General features: G+C 73.8%; 12 protein-coding genes. 3 read left to right on the plus strand and 9 right to left on the minus strand.

Annotation, left to right across the window (positions count from 1 at the left end; translation table 11 throughout):
- The first annotated feature begins 50 nt into the window (after positions 1 to 50).
- Entirely contained in the window at positions 51 to 1277 is a 1227-nt protein-coding gene (locus AMK24_RS10890; protein ID WP_073768765.1) for a trypsin-like serine peptidase, read from the plus strand.
- A 414-nt stretch (positions 1278 to 1691) separates the two neighbouring features.
- Here the strand turns inward: AMK24_RS10890 and hflX are convergent, their stop codons facing one another.
- The 6 genes from hflX to miaA all read right to left on the minus strand — a co-directional run bounded on the left by hflX (position 1692) and on the right by miaA (position 9894).
- Entirely contained in the window at positions 1692 to 3212 is a 1521-nt protein-coding gene (hflX, locus tag AMK24_RS10895; RefSeq protein WP_073767509.1) for a GTPase HflX, read from the minus strand.
- Positions 3213 to 3343: 131 nt separating this feature from the next.
- The gene (locus AMK24_RS10900; RefSeq protein ID WP_073767511.1) at positions 3344 to 4789 is read right to left on the minus strand and encodes a M1 family metallopeptidase; all 1446 of its coding nucleotides are present in this window, start codon (positions 4787 to 4789) and stop codon (positions 3344 to 3346) included.
- A 254-nt stretch (positions 4790 to 5043) separates the two neighbouring features.
- Positions 5044 to 7215, minus strand: a complete 2172-nt coding sequence (locus AMK24_RS10905) for a RelA/SpoT family protein (protein WP_073767513.1) — start codon at positions 7213 to 7215, stop codon at positions 5044 to 5046.
- 170 nt (positions 7216 to 7385) lie between these two features.
- A complete protein-coding gene (gene dapF / locus AMK24_RS10910) occupies positions 7386 to 8252 on the minus strand; it encodes a diaminopimelate epimerase (protein ID WP_073767515.1) in 867 nt (288 codons plus the stop codon).
- Positions 8253 to 8395: 143 nt separating this feature from the next.
- Positions 8396 to 8848: a hypothetical protein gene (locus tag AMK24_RS10915; protein ID WP_073767517.1), complete on the minus strand. Its 453-nt coding sequence runs from the start codon at positions 8846 to 8848 to the stop codon at positions 8396 to 8398.
- A gap of 107 nt (positions 8849 to 8955) precedes the next feature.
- Positions 8956 to 9894: a tRNA (adenosine(37)-N6)-dimethylallyltransferase MiaA gene (miaA, locus tag AMK24_RS10920; RefSeq protein WP_073767519.1), complete on the minus strand. Its 939-nt coding sequence runs from the start codon at positions 9892 to 9894 to the stop codon at positions 8956 to 8958.
- A 196-nt stretch (positions 9895 to 10090) separates the two neighbouring features.
- On the opposite strand from miaA, the gene AMK24_RS10925 reads away from it, so the two are divergent.
- Positions 10091 to 10384: an antitoxin gene (locus tag AMK24_RS10925; protein ID WP_073767521.1), complete on the plus strand. Its 294-nt coding sequence runs from the start codon at positions 10091 to 10093 to the stop codon at positions 10382 to 10384.
- Positions 10385 to 10447: 63 nt separating this feature from the next.
- On the opposite strand, the gene AMK24_RS10930 is transcribed toward AMK24_RS10925, so the two are convergent.
- On the minus strand, positions 10448 to 11188 hold the full coding sequence (locus tag AMK24_RS10930; protein ID WP_073767523.1) for a class III extradiol dioxygenase subunit B-like domain-containing protein: 741 nt from the start codon (positions 11186 to 11188) through the stop codon (positions 10448 to 10450).
- A 119-nt stretch (positions 11189 to 11307) separates the two neighbouring features.
- Positions 11308 to 12828 carry a tRNA (N6-isopentenyl adenosine(37)-C2)-methylthiotransferase MiaB gene (miaB, locus tag AMK24_RS10935; RefSeq protein WP_073767525.1) on the minus strand — a complete coding sequence of 507 codons (1521 nt, stop codon included), beginning with the start codon at positions 12826 to 12828 and terminating at the stop codon, positions 11308 to 11310.
- Positions 12829 to 12974: 146 nt separating this feature from the next.
- Between miaB and AMK24_RS10940 the strand changes: the two genes are divergently transcribed.
- Positions 12975 to 13976 carry a TAXI family TRAP transporter solute-binding subunit gene (locus tag AMK24_RS10940; RefSeq protein ID WP_073767527.1) on the plus strand — a complete coding sequence of 334 codons (1002 nt, stop codon included), beginning with the start codon at positions 12975 to 12977 and terminating at the stop codon, positions 13974 to 13976.
- A gap of 39 nt (positions 13977 to 14015) precedes the next feature.
- On the opposite strand, the gene AMK24_RS10945 is transcribed toward AMK24_RS10940, so the two are convergent.
- Entirely contained in the window at positions 14016 to 15413 is a 1398-nt protein-coding gene (locus AMK24_RS10945) for a sensor histidine kinase (RefSeq protein WP_073767529.1), read from the minus strand.
- Position 15414: the final 1 nt, after the last annotated feature.

Below are 15414 nucleotides of genomic sequence, written 5' to 3' on the forward strand. Positions count from 1 at the left end.
CCGCAAGGCAGTACGAGTACCGAGTGACGAAGTCCCAGGGGGATCACCAGATGCGACCCATACGCCCGACCGATACCGCCCGCCGCGGCAGGCGCGTACGCCGCGGGCCCTCCACCGCGCTCGCCGCGACGGCCGTCGCCGCCGTGCTGGCGCTGACCGCCACCGCGTGCGGTCCCGAGGAGGACGACGCGGGCGGTACGACGCCCAGCGCCTCCGCCGACCGGTCGGCCGACGGCAAGGTCGTCATCCCGGACGAGCTGAAGGACCGGCTCAAGGAGCACGGGATCGACCCGGACAAGTGGCGGGACGGCGAGTGGAAGAACTGGGACAAGGACAAGTGGCTGCGTGAGGCCAAGGACTTCGTCAACCCGGTCATCGAGGACCTGTGGAACCCGGACCGGATGCGGGAGGCCGACAAGCCTCCGGAGAACCCGGTCGACGAGGACATCTCCGGTGACGACGGCGTGACGGACCCGACGCCGGCCCCGGTCCGGGCCGCCGGTGTCGCGACGCCGTACCACGACAACGCCCCGGAGTCCGGAAAGCTGCTCTTCGACGGTCCGCAGGGTTCGATGGTCTGCTCCGCGACCGTGGTGAAGGACCCGGCGAACCCCGGCAGGTCCAACATGGTGTGGACCGCCGGGCACTGCGTGCACGCGGGCAAGAAGGGCGGCTGGTACCGCAACATCGCCTTCGTCCCGGCGTACAACAACGACGGACTGTCACCGGCCGAGCTGGAGACCGCGTCCAAGGAGAAGATCGCTCCGTACGGCGTGTGGTGGGGCGACTGGGCCCAGACCTCCGAGCAGTGGATCGCCGAGGGCGCGGCGGTCGGCGGCCAGGGCGCCCCGTACGACTTCGCGGTGCTGCACGTGACGCCGGAGAAGGGCGCGGGCGGCAAGTCGCTGGAGGAGACCGTCGGTTCGGCGCTGCCGGTCGAGTTCGACGCCCCGGCCGTGCCGAAGATCGCGGAGATGACGGCCACGGGTTACCCGGCCGCGCCGCCGTACGACGGCCAGAAGCTGCTCCAGTGCGAGGACAGGCCGGGCCGGCTCTCCGTCTTCCGGGACCAGCCCACGATGTACCGGATCGGCTGCACGATGACCGGTGGCTCCTCCGGCGGCGGCTGGGTCGCGGCGGGCCGGGACGGCAAGCCCGCGCTGGTCTCGAACACCTCGATCGGCCCGGTCACGGCCGGCTGGCTGGCCGGACCGCGACTCGGCGAGGAGGCCGAGGGCGTCTACCGCGCGGTGAGCCAGAAGTACGCGGGCCGGTAGCCGGCGCGTACGCAGAACCATGAGGCCCGCGGCCGGCGGCCCGCGGCAGGCGACTGCCGGGGACCGCGGGCGGCTGCGGACGGCTGCGCGTGCAACCGGAGAACGGCCCGAAGTCCCCGGAGGAGACGGCGGCCGCCGCGCCGCCGGTCTCCTTCGACGCCCCGGCGACCCGGCGGATCAGCGGCATGGGCGCGCCGGGCCGCCCGGCCGGGCAGCCGTACGACGGGCCGCTGACGCACCGGTGCGCGGACCGGTGCGGTCGGCTCCCGGCCGCGCCGGGCGCCCCGCCGGGTACCGGATCGGCCGCACGACGACCGGCACGTCCGCCGGGCGGTGACGGCAGGCCGAAGGCCCGGTCCGAACTCTCCGGAGAGTTCGGACCGGGCCTTCGGCCGTGGTGCGGGCCTCGCGCCGTCAGCGCGCGGCGAGGACGAAGGTCTCCAGCTCGGCGGCCAGCTCCTCGTGGACCTGGGCCTTGAGCAGGGTGCCCTCGGCGGTGTGCTCTTCGGAGAGCACCTCCCCCTCGGCGTGCACCCGGGAGACCAGGGCCCCCTGGATGTACGGCACGAGCACCTCGATCTCGACGGACGGCCGGGGCAGCTCGGCGTCGATGAGCGCCAGCAGCTCGTCGATGCCGTCGCCGGTCCTGGCCGAGACCACGAGGGCGTGCTTCTCGTTGCGCAGCAGTCGCTGGAGGACCAGGGGGTCCGCCGCGTCCGCCTTGTTGATCACGACGATCTCCGGCACGTCCGTCGCGCCGACGTCCCGGATCACCTCGCGCACCGCCGCGAGCTGCTCCTCCGGCACCGGATGGGAGCCGTCCACCACGTGCAGGATGAGATCGGACTCGCCGACCTCCTCCATCGTGGAGCGGAACGCCTCGACGAGGTGGTGCGGAAGGTGCCGGACGAATCCGACGGTGTCGGCCAGCGTGTAGACGCGGCCGCTCGGGGTCTCGGCCCGGCGGACGGTCGGGTCCAGGGTGGCGAACAGGGCGTTCTCCACCAGGACGCCGGCCCCGGTCAGGCGGTTGAGCAGCGAGGACTTGCCCGCGTTGGTGTATCCGGCGATGGCGACGGAAGGCACCTTGTTGCGCCTGCGCTCCTGCCGCTTGATGTCGCGGCCGGTCTTCATCTCCGCGATCTCCCGGCGCATCTTCGCCATCTTCTCGCGGATCCGGCGCCGGTCCGTCTCGATCTTCGTCTCACCGGGGCCGCGGGTGGCCATGCCTCCGCCGCCGCTGGAACCGCCGCCGCCCATCTGACGGGAGAGCGACTGGCCCCAGCCGCGCAGCCGCGGCAGCATGTACTGCATCTGCGCCAGGGAGACCTGCGCCTTGCCCTCGCGGGACTTGGCGTGCTGGGCGAAGATGTCGAGGATCAGGGCGGTGCGGTCGACCACCTTCACCTTCACGACGTCTTCCAGGTGGATCAGCTGGCCGGGGCTCAGCTCACCGTCGCAGACGACGGTGTCGGCGCCGGATTCGAGCACGATGTCGCGCAGTTCCAGCGCCTTGCCCGAGCCGATGTAGGTGGCCGGGTCCGGCTTGTCGCGCCGCTGGTACACCGCGTCCAGCACCTGTGCGCCCGCCGTCTCGGCGAGTGCGGCGAGCTCCGCGAGGGAGATCTCCGCGTCGTGCACCGTCCCCGAGGTCCAGACGCCCACCAGCACGACGCGCTCCAGGCGCAGCTGGCGGTACTCGACCTCGGTGACGTCCTCGAGCTCCGTGGAGAGACCGGCCACGCGTCGCAGGGCCGCGCGCTCGGAGCGGTCCAGCTGGTCGCCGTCCCGGGCTCCGTCGATCTCGTGGCTCCAGGCGACGTCCTCTTCCATCAGGGCGTCGGCCCGGCGGGCCTCGGTGAGGCTCTCGGTGGTGTCCTCCGTGGCGCTCTGCGCGTCCTGCGCGTCCTGGGGAAGGGAAGAAGAGGAGGTCATTGGATCCTTACGTCGATAGAAGTCTTTACGTCAGTCACAACGCGTGATCTTCCCGGATGATTCCCCGCCGGGGGTTCCGGTGCGGTCCGCCGCGCCGACGCCTCGATAGTGGCACGGGCCCGCCGGCCCCGTCACGCGGGTTTCTCGCTGCTCCAGTCCGGGTGGCCGGGCATCGGCGGGGTCTTCTTCCCGTACAGCCAGCCCTCGAAGAAGGCGGTCAGGTCCCGGCCGGAGAGACGGGAGGCCAGGCGGGTGAAGTCGGCGGTGGCCGCCGTGGCGTCCCGGTGCGCCCGGACCCAGGTGCGCTCCAGCCGGTCGAAGGCGGCCTCGCCGATCTCCTGGCGCAGGGCGTAGAGGACCAGCGCGCTGCCGTCGTACACGACCGGGCGGAACAGGCTGAGTTTCTGCCCCGGGGCCGGGCCGTCCGGGCGGGCCGGCGGGCCGCCGGCCGCGCGCCAGCGGTCGGAGAGCCGGTACGCCTCGCGCATCCGCCGCTCCAAGGTCCCGCCCCCCTTCTCCTCGGCGTACCGGGCCTCGTACCAGCTGGCGTGGCCCTCGTTGAGCCACAGATCGGACCAGCTCGCGGGCGAGACGCTGTTGCCGAACCACTGGTGGGCCAGCTCGTGGATCATCACCGACTCGACGTACCACTGCGGGTAGGCGGGCTCGGTGAAGAACGACTTCCCGAACAGCGACAGCGTCTGGGTCTCCAGGGCGAACCCGATCGGGCTGTCGGCGACGAGTACCCCGTACGCCTCGAAGGGGTAGCGGCCGACCTGCTTCTCCATCCACTCCAGCTGGGCCGGGGTCTTCTTCAGCCAGGGCTCCAGCTTCTCCCGGTCGGCGGCCGGGACGACGTCGCGCACCGGCAGGCCGTGCGGGCCGGTGCGGTGGGCGACGGCGGAGCCGCCGATGGAGACCTGGGCCAGTTCGGTGGCCATGGGGTGTTCGGTGCGGTAGGTCCAGGTGGTGGCGGCCCCGTGCCGGGTCCTCCCCGCGGGCAGGCCGCCGGCGACCGCCGTCAGTTTCCCGGGGACGGTGACGCGGAAGGTGAAGTACGCCTTGTCGGAGGGGTGGTCGTTGCTCGGGAAGACGCGGTGGGCCGCGTCGGCCTGGTTGGCCATGACGAGACCGTCGGCGGTGCGCACCCAGCCACCGTCGTCCCCGGAGCCGCTCGGGTCGCTGGTGTGCCGGACGGTGATGTCCACCGGTACGCCCGCGGGGAGGCGGTGCGGGGGCTGGACGACCAGGTCCTCGTTCTTGCTGCCGAAGTCGGCGGGCCGCCCGTCGACCTCGACGCCCCGGACGGTCCCCCGGGCGAAGTCGAGGTTGATCCGGTCCACCGGGGCGGTGGTGCGGGCCCTGATCCTGGTGACGGCGTCCAGGGGTTCGGTGTTGTCGCCGTGGTAGGTGAGGGCGATGTCGTACGCGAGGACGTCGTAACCGGGGTTGCCCAGTTCGGGGAAGAGCCGGTCGCCGATGCCCAGGGGCTCGGGAGCGGGCAGGACGGCGGCGACGAGGGCGGCCGAGGAGGTCGCCAGGAGAACGGCGCGCAGGCGGCGGGTGGGGAACGGCATGGACTACCGCTATCAGCGCGGTGCCGCGTGGCAGGGGAGCCGCGCGCCGCACCACCCGAACGAGGACGGACGGCGGCGGCCCGCGCGAGGCACCCGTCGGCCGGCTCCGTGGCCGCGGCGGGGCCCGCCTGACGGACTCGGGGGCCGCCCGACGGTCCTCGGGCGGGCTCCGGCCCCGTTTCCGGAGCGCCCGGCGGGCCCGGGGGCCTCCGCCCCCGAGGGGGGGCTTCCGCCGGGGCGCTTCCGGGGCCGCGTCAGCCCGTCGGGGCCGGGTGCTGGGCGCGGCTGACGTCGTAGACCCCGGCCACATCGCGCATGGCGCGCATCAGGGCGGGCAGGCCCGCCGCGTCGGGGAGCTGGAGGGTGTAGGTGTGGCGCACCCGCTGCTCGCTGGGCGGCTCCACCGTGGCGGAGACGATCGCCGCCTCGGCGGTGGCGATGGCCTCGGTGAGGTCGGCGAGGAGGCGGGGGCGGCCGAAGGACTCGGCGACGAGGGTGACCCGGCAGCCCGCGTCGGACTCCCCGCCCCCGGTCTCCTCCCAGCGGGCGGCGACCGGGGCGCGGCCGATCTCCCGCATGGCGGCGACGGCGGGGCACTCGCGGCGGTGGACGGTGACCGCGCCGCCCCGGACGACGAAGCCGGTCAGCTCGTCGGGAGGCACCGGCGTGCAGCAGCCGGCCAGGCGCACCGGCGCGTCCGGGCCCTCCACGACGACGCCCCGGGCGCGGGGGCCGGACCGCGTGCGCGGCGGCGCGAAGACCCCCGGGCCCCCGTCTTGCGCTGCGGCCGGTTCCGGGCGGCCCGGTCCGGGCCGCCCGGAACCGGCCGCGTCCACGGTCTCCGGGTCGGGCTTCGCCTGCTCGGGATGGTCGGTGAGCCAACCGGTGATCGCGATCCGGGCGGCGGGGGTGCGGGCGTGGTCGAGCCAGTCGGGCGAGGGCCCGGAGGCGGTGTCCTGGGCGAGCAGCAGCTGCACGGTGTCGCCGTCGCCGAGGACGGTGCTCAGGGTGGCGAGGCGGCCGTTGACCCGGGCGCCGATGGCGGCGTGGGCTCGGTCGCCGTACTGCGCGTAGGCGGCGTCGACGCAGGTGGCCCCGGCGGGCAGCCCGAGCGTGCCGCCGTCGGTGCGGAAGACGGTGATCTCGCGGTCCTGGGCGAGGTCGTCGCGGAGGGTGGTCCAGAAGGTGTCGGGGTCGGTGGCCGACTCCTGCCAGTCCAGCAGCCGGGAGAGCCAGCCGGGCCGGGTCGGGTCGGCACGCTCGTCGGACGGCTCGGCCGGTGCGGAGGCGTGGTCGTGGGCGTACGGGTTGCCGAGGGCGACGACGCCCGCTTCGGCGACCTTGTGCATCCGGTGCGTACGGATGAGGACTTCGGCGACCGCGCCCGCCGGGCCGACGACGGCGGTGTGCAGCGACTGGTACAGGTTGAACTTGGGGGCGGCGATGAAGTCCTTGAACTCGGAGACCACCGGGGTGAAGCAGGTGTGCAGTTCACCGAGGACCGCGTAGCAGTCGGCGTCCTCGCCGACGAGGACGAGGAGCCGTCCGAAGTCGGTGCCGCGCAGTTCGCCGCGTTTCCTGCGGACCCGGTGCACGGAGACGAAGTGGCGGGGTCTGATGAGGACTTCGGCGCTGATCCCCGCCTCGCGCAGGGTGTGCCGTACGTTGTCCGCGATCGCTTCGAGGGGGGCGTCCCGGTCCGCCGCCGCGATCAGGGCGCGGGTCTCCTCGTACTCCTCGGGGTGCAGGATCGCGAAGACCAGGTCCTCCAGCTCGGTCTTGAGCGCCTGGACGCCGAGCCGTTCGGCCAGCGGGATGAGGACGTCCCGGGTGACCTTGGCGATCCTGGCCTGTTTCTCGGGACGCATCACGCCGAGGGTCCGCATGTTGTGCAGCCGGTCCGCGAGCTTGATCGACATGACCCGGACGTCGTTTCCGGTGGCGACGAGCATCTTGCGGAAGGTCTCCGGCTCGGCGGCGGCGCCGTAGTCGACCTTCTCCAGCTTCGTCACGCCGTCGACGAGGTAGCAGACCTCGTCCCCGAACTGCTCCCGGACCTGATCGAGCGTCACCTCGGTGTCCTCGACGGTGTCGTGGAGCAGGGAGGCGGTGAGCGTGGTGGTCTCCGCGCCCAGCTCGGCGAGGATCAGCGTGACGGCCAGCGGGTGGGTGATGTAGGGCTCGCCGCTCTTGCGCATCTGGCCGCGGTGCGAGGACTCCGCGAGGACGTAGGCCCGGCGCAGGATGCTCAGGTCGGCGTCGGGATGGTGGGCGCGGTGCGCCTCCGCGACGTGGCCGATGGCGGCGGGCAGCCGGTCGCGGGAGACCGGTCCGCGCAGCGCCACCCGGCCCAGTCTGCGCAGATCGATCCGGGGGCGGCTCCGCCTGCGAAGGGGGGCGCCCGGATCGGCGGCCTCTGCACTCATGGGCACCTCCGCGACGTCGACCGGCGCTGGGCGGGGGCGGATGCCCCTCGGGGCCGGTGCTTGATGCTACCGAGCCCACCACGTGGCGCAGTCCAGCTCTCGCCCAGCGTGAAACGGATCACCCATTCGAGCGAAGCCCGGGCGGGTCACCGTTTCCCTTGAGCCATTTCTCAGGAGGTTTCGAGCCATGCCGGGTCGATGAGGCCCTCCGCGACGATCACGGCGGGGCCGGTCATGTCGATCGCGCCGTCGGGGTGCTCGGTGATGACGAGGGTGCCGCCGGGGAGGTCCACCCGGTACGTGACGGGGAGGCCGGTCGCGGCGGGGTCGGCGCCGTCCCGGCGGGCGGCGGCGACGGCGACGGCGCAGGCCCCGGTGCCGCAGGAACGGGTCTCGCCCGATCCCCGCTCGTGAACGCGCAGGGCGACGTGGCGCGGGCCCCGGTCGACGACGAACTCGACGTTGACGCCCTCGGGGTAGACGGTCGCGGGGCTGACGGGCGGGGCGGTGTGCAGGTCTCCGGCGTGGGCCAGGTCGTCGACGAAGGCGACCGCGTGCGGGTTGCCCATGTTGACGTTGCGGGCGGGCCAACTACGGCCGCCCACGCTGACCGTGGCGCTCTCCTCGGGCAGCAGGGCGCGCCCCATGGAGACCGTGACCTCGCCGTTCTTGGCGAGATGGACGCGCTTGGGGCCGCCCCGGGTGGCGACGGTGAGGTCGCCCTCCTCGACGAGTCCGGCGCGCTGGAGGTGGTGGGCGAAGACGCGGACGCCGTTGCCGCACATCTCGGCGACCGAGCCGTCCGCGTTGCGGTAGTCCATGAACCACTCGGCCTCGTCCGCCATGTGCCGCGCCTCGGGATGCGCGGCGGACCGCACGACGTGCAGCAGGCCGTCCCCGCCGATGCCGGCCCGGCGGTCGCAGAGGCGGGCGACCACGTCGGCGGGCAGGGTGAGGGCGTTGTCCGGGTCCGGGAGGATCACGAAATCGTTCTCGGTGCCGTGGCCCTTGAGGAAGGCGATCTGCGAGGTGGTCACGGACCCACTGTACGAGGCTGCGCCGACAACCCGTGCGAGTCGGCCCGGGCGGCCGTCCCGGGGCCGGGTACGCGTCCCGTACGAGCGGTGCGCGGCGGCGGAGCGCCCGGGGCGTCCGAGCGCGGCCCGGCGGGTCCGGGGCGTCAGCGCAGGCGGGCGACGCGCCAGACGGCGAGGGCGACCAGGGCGATGCCGGTCGTCGCGTACAGGGCGATCACCCGCCAGTCGGGGCGCTCACCGGAGCCCCGGGAGGGCAGTCCGGGCCAGGTGTGGCCGACGCGGCGGGCCGCCATCATGCCCCAGCCGGCCGCGCAGCAGCTGATCAGGAGCCCCAGCATGGCGACGATGGCCCCGCCGTCGCCGAACTCGAAAGCGAGGGGGAAGGCGAACATCAGCGAGCCGACCGCGGCCAGCGTGACGATGGGGGCGAGCTGCCAGATCCGCAGCTTGCGGGTGGGGCGCAGTTCGACCTCGACCTCGGGGCCCACGTCCTGCTCGTCGGGACCGTCGGGGCTCAGCCGTCCCGCGGTCTCCCGCGGCGACGGCACCTCGTGCTCGCTGTCGCGCTGCTCCGTGTCGCGAGGGCCGGCCTCCATCGCCACGCGCCCTCCCAACTCGGACTCCACCTGTGGATCGATGTTTGATGATGGCACGAGCATGGGCGCCGAATTGACGGCCGGAGCGTCCCGATGCCATCACGTGATCAGGCTGTGACCGCTCGTTCGACCAACGCCAGCGCCCGCTGCGGGAGTTCTCCCCGGTCGCGGTCTCCCCCGCCGAGCCAGACGACACGCGTGTCCCGGCGGAACCACGAGTCCTGACGGCGTGCGAAGCGCTTGGTGGCGCGCACGGTCTCGGCCCGCGCCTCGTCCTCGGTGCACTCCCCCGCGAGCGCCGCGAGGACCTGCTGGTAGCCGAGCGCCCGGGACGCCGTGAGGCCCTCGCGCAACCCGGACGCCTCCAGGGCGCGCACTTCGTCCACGAGTCCCGCCTCCCACATCCGGTCGACGCGCCGGGCGATGCGCTCGTCGAGTTCGGGGCGGTCCACGTCGACGCCGATCTGCACGGCGTCGTAGACCGGTTTCTCGCCGGGCAGGTTGGCGGTGAACGGTTTGCCGGTGATCTCGATCACTTCGAGGGCGCGGACGATGCGGCGGCCGTTGCCCGGCAGGATGGCGCGCGCGGCGGCGGGGTCGGCGGCGGCGAGCCGGGCGTGCAGGGCTCCCGGGCCGTGCTCGGCCAGCTCCGCTTCGAGCCGTGCGCGGACCCCGGGGTCGGTGCCGGGGAACTCCAGGGCGTCGACGGCCCCCTTCACGTACAGTCCGGAGCCGCCGACCAGGATGGGCGTGCGGCCCTCGGCGAGCAGGCGGTCGATCTCCCGGCGGGCCAGTCGCTGGTACTCGGCGACGCTGGCGGCCTCGGTGACGTCCCAGATGTCCAGCAGCCGGTGCGGTACGCCGTCGCGCTCGGGGAGCGTCAGTTTGGCGGTGCCGATGTCCATCCCCCGGTAGAGCTGCATGGAGTCGGCGTTGATCACCTCGCCGTCGAGACGCTGGGCGAGGAAGACCCCCAGATCCGACTTTCCGGCCGCGGTGGGGCCGACGACGGTGATGACGCGAGGGGCGGGGGTGCGAGAGGTCACCGGGACAGTCTCCCAAACGCCCGCCCCCGTCGGGACACGGCGGTGCCCGCGGGGCGTGCGCGACGGGCGACTTCCAGGACACGCCCGGAAAGGGCCGAAGGGGGTGTGAAAACGGCAGGAACGGACAGGTGACGGACAATGGGGGCGGGAGACCGCTCCCGCGCCCACTCGTCCGCACTGCACGGAAGGTGACCCCATGGGGCTCCTGGACAACCTGAAGGCCAAGCTGGGACCGGCCAAGGAGAAGGTCGGCGACCTCGCGCAGCAGCACGGGGGCAAGATCGAACAGGGCCTCGACAAGGCCGCGCGCACGGTCGACCAGAAGACCAAGGGCAAGTACAGCGACAAGATCGACGCGGGTACGCGCAAGGCCAAGGAGGCCGTGGACAAGCTGGGGCAGAAGGACGGCGGCGCCCCCGGCGGCCCCCGTACTCCCGGCGGCCCCGGCACCCCCGGCCACACCCCGCCCCCGCCGCCGCCCGCCCCCTGAGGCGGTGGACAGGGCCCGGAGGCGGGTGCGGAGCCGAGCGCTCCGCACCCGCCTCCGGCCTGTTCAGGACCAGGCGGCGACGATGTAGCCCACGCCGTACGGAGCGTCCTCGTACAGCAGCCGTCCGGCGAGCCCGGCCCCCCGGGCGGCGCCGGCGAGGAGCTGCCAGGGGGCCCGGCCGGCCGCCTGGAGCTCACGGGCGAGCGTCACGTCCAGCGCCGCGAGGGCGCCGAGGTCCGCGGAGCCGAGCGCCCGGGCGGCACGGGCGTCGAAGTCGGCGGCCCGCTCGTCGAGGTAGCCGGGCGCCTTCAGGGTGCGGCAGGCGCTTCCGTCGCCCATCACCAGGAGCGCGACCCGCTCCGCGCGCCGGGCCAGGACCTCTCCGGCCGCGGCGCAGTCCTCCGCGGCGGCGGTCCCGGGCAGCGCGAGCCCTTCGACGGGCGCCCCCGTCCAGCGGGCCCGGTCCAACAGCCACGCGCCGACCGTGAGGGACTGCGGCAGCGGCCGGCCCGGTGTGAAGGCCGCCTCGGGCACCTGGCCGAGGGTCACCTCCAGATCCACGCCGACGCCGCGGAAGGTGCCGCGCGTCCCGGGCGGGAAGGGCCCGACGGAGAAGCCCTCACCCGGCCCGGGCGGGGTCTCGCCCAGTCCCACGACGACGAGCAGATCCGGGCGCGAGGCGGCGAGCACCCCCACGGCGTCGAGGCACGCGTCCCGCGCGGCGTCGAGTTCGGGGGCGGCTCCGGCGGCGACCTCGGGCACCAGGAGCGGCGGGCAGGGGCACACGGCGGCGGCGACAAGCATGCCGGTCAGCGTACTGGGCGCTCGCGGGGGCCGGCCGCGAGCCGTGGCCGTGCGGCCCCGGAGGGCCGGAGCCCCCCGGAGGGGGTCCGGCGGACCCTGGCGTGCCGAGGGCCCCGACGTCAGCCGATACCGCAGGCCGGGGCCGCGGCGGCCGGGAGCGGGTCCGGAGCGCCGACGCCGGGGAGGCCGAGCATCACCCCGGCGGGCTTGGCGGCGGCCTCGGTGGTGCGCTTCTCCCAGGCGTCGCCGGCGCGGGTGGACCGCACGGCGAGCGGCGTGCCCTCGGCGAGGAGGTGGTGCGGGGCGGCGTAGGTGATCTCGACGGTCACCACGTCGCCCGGGCGCACGGCCTGCTCGGGCTGGGTGAAGTGGACCAGGCGGTTGTCGGGGGCGCGGCCGGACAGGCGCTGCGTGGCGCCGTCCTTGCGGCCCTCGCCCTCCGCGACCATGACGTCCAGAGTGCGGCCGACCTGCTTCTTGTTCTCGTCCCAGGAGATCTGCTCCTGAAGGGCGGCCAGCCGCATGTACCGCTCCTGGACGACCTCCTTGGGGACCTGGCCGTCCATCTCGGCGGCCGGGGTTCCGGGGCGCTTGGAGTACTGGAAAGTGAACGCGTTGGCGAAACGGGCCTCGCGGACCGCGTGCATCGTCTGCTCGAAGTCCTCCTCGGTCTCGCCGGGGAAGCCCACGATGATGTCGGTGGAGATGGCGGCGTCCGGCATGGCCGCGCGCACCTTCTCGATGATCCCCAAAAAGCGCTCCTGGCGGTAGGAGCGGCGCATCGCCTTCAGGACGCGGTCCGAACCGGACTGCATCGGCATGTGGAGCTGCGGCATCACGTTGGGCGTCTCGGCCATGGCGGCGATGACGTCGTCGGTGAAGTCTCGGGGGTGCGGCGAGGTGAAGCGGACGCGCTCCAGGCCCTCGATCCTTCCGCAGGCGCGCAGCAGCTTGGAGAACGCCTCGCGGTCGCCGATGTCGGAGCCGTACGCGTTCACGTTCTGGCCCAGCAGGGTGATCTCGGAGACGCCTTCGGCGACCAGGGCCTCGATCTCGGCCAGGATGTCGCCGGTGCGGCGGTCCTTCTCCTTGCCGCGCAGCGCCGGGACGATGCAGAAGGTGCAGGTGTTGTTGCAGCCGACCGAGATGGACACCCAGGCCGCGTAGGCGGACTCGCGGCGGGTGGGGAGCGTGGAGGGGAACGCCTCCAGGGACTCGGCGATCTCGATCTGCGCCTCCTCCTGGATGCGGGCGCGCTCCAGGAGGACCGGCAGTTTGCCGATGTTGTGCGTGCCGAAGACGACGTCGACCCAGGGGGCCCGCTTGACGATGGTGTCGCGGTCCTTCTGCGCGAGGCAGCCGCCGACGGCGATCTGCATGCCGGGGCGCTTGGTCTTCATGGGCGCGAGGCGGCCGAGGTTCCCGTACAGCTTGTTGTCGGCGTTCTCGCGCACCGCGCAGGTGTTGAAGACGACGACGTCGGCGTCGCCGTCGGAGCCCTCGGGGGCGCGGACGTAGCCGGCGTCCTCCAGGAGACCCGACAGCCGTTCGGAGTCGTGGACGTTCATCTGGCACCCGTAGGTGCGTACCTCGTAGCTCTTGTGGACGTCCACTGCTTCGCTCCGGTTGCCGCTGCTCATGGGTCAAGGGTAGGCGGTTGCCGGGCGGCGCCCCTCCGGTCCCCTCCCCCGGCCCCTCCCCGCTCCCTCCCCGGCACCGGCCGTTGTGGGGCGGGCCCCACGGGGAAGCCTGGTCAGGGGGCCCGTGAGCTGGCAGGATCGCGCGCATGTTCCGCGCTCCGTCCCGATTCGACCGCCGCCGCACCCTGCGGACGGGCGCCGTCCTCGCGGTCGTGCTCGGGCTGCTCGCCTGGTGGCTGTGGCCCGGCGGGGAGGGCGGAGGCCCGCGCGGTTCCCTCACCTTCTCCACCGGGGTGCCCAGCGGCGTCTACCAGCGGTACGGGGAGCGGCTGGAGAGGGCGCTCGCCAAGGACATGCCGGCGGTCTCCATACAGCTGCGGACCAGCGAGGGGTCGCAGCAGAACCTGGCCCGGGTGGCGACGGGCGAGGCGGACTTCACGATCGCCACCGCCGACGCCGTGGCGACCTACCTGCGCGACGGAAGGCCCGGGGCCCAGCGGCTGCGCGGCTGCGTGCGGCTGTACGACGACTACGTACAGCTCGTCGTCCCCCGCGACTCCGGCGTCCGCACGGTCTCGGACCTGCGCGGCAAGCGGGTCGGCGTCGGCCAGGAGGGCTCCGGGGTGCGGCTGGTGGCGGACCGGCTGCTGACCGCGGCGGGGCTCGACCCGGCCGACGACATCACACCGGTGCCGGTGGGCATCGACACCATGCCCGTACGGCTGACCCAGGGGCGGCTCGACGCCTTCTTCTGGTCGGGCGGACTGCCCACGGCGGCCGTGCAGGAGCTGTCGCGGCGCTTCGAGGTCCGGCTGGTGCCGATGGAACCCGAACTGGTCGCGAAGCTGCAGGCGGCGACCGGTCCCACTCGCTTCTACCGGTCGGCCATGATGCCCGCCGACGCGTATCCGGAGGCCCAGCAGGGGCAGTCGGTGCCCACCGTGGCCGTCGCCAACCTGCTCGTCACGACGGACCGTACGGACGCGGCCATGACCGAGGCGTTCACGCGGACGGTGATCAACAGCCGGGACCGGATCGGGCGCGAGGTGCACGCGGCGCAGCTGGTGGATCTGCGGACGGCGATCTACACGGACCCGCTGGACGTGCACGACGGGGCCAAGGACTACTACCGCTCGGTGAAGCCGTGACCGCTGTGCGGCCCCGCCGCTTCCGGGCCCGGTGGCGGCTCAGGACGGACCCGGCAGGTCGCGGGGGACCGAGACCGTCACCCGCAGGCCGTGCGGCTCGTGGTGCTCGTACGCGATCGAGCCCCCGCCCGCCGCGAGCAGCACCCGCGAGATGGAGAGGCCGAGGCCCGAGCCGCTGACGTTCTGGTGGCGGGTGCTGCGCCAGAAGCGGTCGCCGACGCGCTCCAGCTCCGCCTCGGTGAGGCCGGGGCCCCGGTCGGCGACCACGACGGTCGCCTCGGTGGCCCCGGTGGCGACGGTGACGGTGACGTCCTCGCCGGCGGGGGTGAACTTCAGGGCGTTGTCGATGACCGCGTCCAGGGCGCTGGAGAGGGCGATCGGGTCGGCCCACGCGGTGGCCGCCGGGGCCCCGTCCAGGGTGAGCCGCACGCCCTCCCGCTCCGCCATCGGGCGCCAGGAGGCGACGCGTTCGGCGGTGAGGGGGACGATGTCGATCAACTGGAGGTCGGCCTCGGCGTGCTCGGCCAGCGCGAGGTCGAGGAGGTCGTCGAGGACCCGGGCCAGCCGCTTGCCCTCGGTGCGTACGGCGGCGATCTCCTCGCTGCCCTCGGGCAGTTCCAGGGCGAGCAGTTCGATGCGCAGCAGCAGGGCGGCGAGCGGGTTGCGCAGCTGGTGCGAGGCGTCGGCGACGAAGGCCCGCTGCTGCTCCAGCACGTCCTCGACGTTGTCCGCCATCTCGTTGAAGGAGCGCGCCAGCCGTCTCAGCTCCGGGGGGCCGGCCGACGCGGCGACCCGCGAGCGCATCCGGCCGCCGGCGATGTCGTGGGTGGCCGCGTCCAGGGTGCGTACGGGCAGCAGGACCCAGCCGGTGAGCCGGACCGCCGCGCCGACGGCCACCAGCAGGGCCAGCGCCTCGCCGAGGCCGATGAACAGCCAGGTCCGCAGGGTGCGGGAGCGCATCTCGCCGGTGGGCGAGTCGATGACGACCACGGCGACCACGTCGCCGTCGCGCACCACGGGCGAGGCGACGACGACGCGCCCGTCGCGCCAGGGCCACACCTGCGGCGGATCGTGTGAGCGGCGGCCGAGCAGCGCCTCGTCGAACGCCGTGCGCCCCTCCCCCTCGGCGGGCAGGGCCCAGGAGCCGGGGGCCTTGGCCAGGGCCCGGTCGTCGCGGAAGAAGACGCCGGCGCGGATGCCGTACACCGAGGCGTAGACCTCCAGGTCGGTCTGGAGGGTGCGGCGGCGCTCCTCGCTGTCCGGGGAGGTGTCCGTGATCGCCTGGGCCAGTCCGGCGAACCGCGCGGTGTCGTCGATCCGGTCGATCACCAGGCGCTGCTGCTCGGCCGCCGCCACACTCACCGCGAGCGGGAAGCCGAGGGTGAGCAGCATGGCGGCCATCAGGACGATGAGCAGCGGGAGGAGGCGGGAGCGCACC

Source organism: Streptomyces sp. CB02366, from assembly GCF_001905905.1.
Taxonomy (GTDB): Bacteria; Actinomycetota; Actinomycetes; order Streptomycetales; family Streptomycetaceae; genus Streptomyces.

What these genes read in the sequence shown, in the direction of transcription:
- AMK24_RS10890 (WP_073768765.1), top strand. Translation starts at nt 51, where the DNA reads ATGCGACCCATACGCCCGACCGATACCGCCCGCCGCGGCAGGCGCGTA.
- hflX (WP_073767509.1), bottom strand. Translation starts at nt 3,212, where the DNA reads ATGACCTCCTCTTCTTCCCTTCCCCAGGACGCGCAGGACGCGCAGAGC.
- AMK24_RS10900 (WP_073767511.1), bottom strand. Translation starts at nt 4,789, where the DNA reads ATGCCGTTCCCCACCCGCCGCCTGCGCGCCGTTCTCCTGGCGACCTCC.
- AMK24_RS10905 (WP_073767513.1), bottom strand. Translation starts at nt 7,215, where the DNA reads ATGAGTGCAGAGGCCGCCGATCCGGGCGCCCCCCTTCGCAGGCGGAGC.
- AMK24_RS10915 (WP_073767517.1), bottom strand. Translation starts at nt 8,848, where the DNA reads ATGGAGGCCGGCCCTCGCGACACGGAGCAGCGCGACAGCGAGCACGAG.
- AMK24_RS10925 (WP_073767521.1), top strand. Translation starts at nt 10,091, where the DNA reads ATGGGGCTCCTGGACAACCTGAAGGCCAAGCTGGGACCGGCCAAGGAG.
- AMK24_RS10930 (WP_073767523.1), bottom strand. Translation starts at nt 11,188, where the DNA reads ATGCTTGTCGCCGCCGCCGTGTGCCCCTGCCCGCCGCTCCTGGTGCCC.
- miaB (WP_073767525.1), bottom strand. Translation starts at nt 12,828, where the DNA reads ATGAGCAGCGGCAACCGGAGCGAAGCAGTGGACGTCCACAAGAGCTAC.
- AMK24_RS10940 (WP_073767527.1), top strand. Translation starts at nt 12,975, where the DNA reads ATGTTCCGCGCTCCGTCCCGATTCGACCGCCGCCGCACCCTGCGGACG.